This window comes from Paenibacillus sp. yr247, assembly GCF_900103825.1.
Lineage (GTDB): Bacteria > Bacillota > Bacilli > Paenibacillales > NBRC-103111 > Paenibacillus_E.
The window spans coordinates 1-2,901 of sequence record NZ_FNIF01000072.1 but is presented as its reverse complement, the minus strand read 5'-3'; the positions used below and the strand labels follow the sequence as shown (position 1 = coordinate 2,901).

The window sequence follows — 2,901 nt, the reverse complement described above, 5'->3', positions numbered from 1 at the left end:
AGTCTGAACACTTTTTCAAAGTGTCCAGACTATGGGTACCAGTGTAATATGGGCGAGCGGCTTTTTGCATGAATTAAGAGTTGATCAGGTACTGGTTAACGATTGCTTTAATCAATTCTAGACGACCGGATTGGTTCACAATGTTACTGTTGTTCTCAAGCGCGTAAGCCTCAAGTGTTTTGAAGTTCGCTTTGCCGGACACGATATCGGCGCCGATGCCTGATTTGAAAGAAGCATAACGCGTGTCGAGGATGTTGTCGAATACGCGGTCTTCAATTAATTTGGCAGCGACTTGCAAGCCTCGAGCGAAGGAATCCATCCCTGCGATGTGGGCATAAACCACGTCAATAGGCTCGAAGGATGTACGGCGAACCTTGGCGTCGAAGTTCACGCCGCCGCGGCCGATGCCGCCTTCGTTGAGGAGAATTTCGTACATCGCGAGTGTCGTCGAGTACAGGTCTGTCGGGAACTCGTCGGTATCCCAGCCGAGCAGCAGGTCGCCTTGGTTCGCATCGATGGAACCAAGAACGCCGTTAATACGTGCGACGCGAAGCTCGTGCTCGAATGTATGACCAGCAAGCGTTGCATGGTTTGCTTCTAAGTTTAATTTAAAATATGGCAGCAAGTCGTATTTTTGCAGGAAAGATAGCGCAGTTGCAGCATCGAAGTCATATTGGTGCTTGGATGGTTCTTTTGGTTTAGGCTCGATCAGGAATTGACCGTCGTAACCGATTTCTTTGGCATAATCGACCGCCATATGCAGGAAGCGAGCAAGATTGTCGAGTTCCAGGCCGAGGTCGGTGTTAAGCAGGGTTTCGTAGCCCTCTCGTCCGCCCCAAAAAACGTAGTTTTCAGAGCCGAGCTCTTTGGCATGGTCAAGAGCTTTCTTCACTTGCGCAGCAGCATAAGCAAATACGTCAGCGTTATTCGTCGTAGCAGCGCCGTGAACGAAGCGCGGGTTGGTAAACATATTGGCAGTGTTCCAAAGCAATTTTTTGCCGCTGGATTTCATTTTTTCTTTAATGATAGCAACGATCTCATCTAGGTTGCGGTTCGTTTCTTGAAGTGTGCTGCCTTCAGGTGCAATATCGCGGTCATGGAAAGCGAAGTAGTCAACATCCAGAATGTGGAGCAGTTCAAAGCAAGCGTCAACACGAGCTTTTGCCAGCTCAAGGCCGGAATATTGATCCCAAGCACGAATCGCCGTACCGCTGCCGAAAGGATCGGAGCCATTAGCGGATAAAGAATGCCAGTAAGCGATTGCAAAACGCAGATGCTCACGCATTGTTTTGCCTAGAATGACTTGATCGGGATTATAAAATTTAAAAGAAAGCGGGTTCATAGATGTGCGGCCTTCATACTTAATCGGTTGGATGTTGTCAAAGTAGCTCATGAAATCAGCCTCCATAAATGTGATTAATAAATGCATATGCAGTCATCATAGCATCATTCGAATAGTTTGTAAATTCATTAAACAAACTTAGTTAATGCGTGAAAAAGCCTTTCATGTTAAAATCATTTCATTAGAATAGAAAAGACAAGCAATCGGAGCAGTGTGGGGGCTAGCATGAAGCAAACAGGCGATTTGAATCTAGTTAAAAAAATAAATAAAACGATCGTGCTGCACCATATTCGGACGGATTCGCCCATATCCCGCGCACGGATCGCGGAAATAACAGGGCTTACAAAGGCAACGGTATCCAGCCTCGTAAATGAGCTTATTGAAAGCAGCCTCGTTGATGAGATTGGTGTTGGTGAATCAAGCGGCGGGCGTAAACCGATGATGCTGCTATTTAACGGGACGGCGGGATACGCGATCGGGGTAGATCTTGGCGTTCATGATATTCTCGCTGTATTAACGGATCTGACCGGTAAGGTCATCCGCGAAAAGAGAATACAGCATGACAATGCTTCCGCCCAAAAGGTCATCCAGCTGCTGAAAATAACCATTAGCGAGCTGATCGAACACGCCCCGGAAAGCGTCTACGGTATTATCGGCATCGGCATTGGAGTGCCGGGTATCTGTGACGAGAACGGCACTTTGTTGTTCGCGCCAAATCTCGGGTGGGAGAATGTACCGCTGCAGCAGCAGGTAGAAGCGGAATTCGGAATCCCGGTCGTTATCGACAACGAAGCGAACGCTGGCGCAGTTGGCGAGAAACAATTCGGCGCTGGTAAAGACACGGCGAATCTGGTTTATATCTCCATCGGCATCGGCATTGGTGCCGGTATCATTATTAAGGGCGAGCTGTACCGCGGCGCGACCGGCTTCTCCGGTGAGATCGGGCACATGTCGATCCAGCATGATGGACCCAAGTGCCGCTGCGGCAGTCTGGGCTGTTGGGAGCTGTATGCGTCGGAGCATGCGCTATTGGAACAAGCGCGTCAAGAGTTGAAGAGTGATAACGTAGATTTGGAGTCGCTGCTGAGCAAAGCAGAAGCCGGAGATGAGGCGGTGATCGCGCTTTTTGAGCGCCTTGGTTATTATCTCGGTATCGGCGTAGTCAATATCATCAACGGATTTAATCCCGAGTTCATTATTCTAGGAGGCCGTTTGGCTGGAGCCGAGAATTGGTTAATGAAACCTCTGCTGGGTCTGTTGGAAAAGCGAGCCCTTCCGCATCCACGGACGCTGCTGAATGTAGAGTTTTCTCGACTTCACGACCGTTCGACCGTGTTGGGTGCTTCTTCGTTTGCGGTGGCAAAGTTTTTTGCTTCGACTACGGTGTCGGTGGAGCGGAATTAGCGCATTTGTTAAACTGTGGCGGGACATTTTCCATTAGTAGCATAAACGACTAAAAAGCGATCAGCATATCGAACGAGGCCACTGAAGAACTCACTGTTTTTCAGGATCCCTAAATTCTCTACACAAAAAGACGACTCATTTCCATTTTTCAATGG

Annotated in this window: 2 protein-coding genes; one reads left to right on the top strand and one right to left on the bottom strand. The window is 48.6% G+C overall.

What is annotated here, in order from left to right:
* Window positions 1-73 precede the first annotated feature (73 nt).
* A complete protein-coding gene (xylA, locus tag BLT91_RS30410; RefSeq protein ID WP_090828001.1) occupies window positions 74-1,393 on the bottom strand; it encodes a xylose isomerase in 1,320 nt (439 codons plus the stop codon).
* A gap of 174 nt (window positions 1,394-1,567) precedes the next feature.
* On the opposite strand from xylA, the gene BLT91_RS30405 reads away from it, so the two are divergent.
* On the top strand, window positions 1,568-2,746 hold the full coding sequence (locus BLT91_RS30405; protein ID WP_090827999.1) for an ROK family transcriptional regulator: 1,179 nt from the start codon (window positions 1,568-1,570) through the stop codon (window positions 2,744-2,746).
* The last annotated feature ends 155 nt before the right edge of the window (window positions 2,747-2,901 follow it).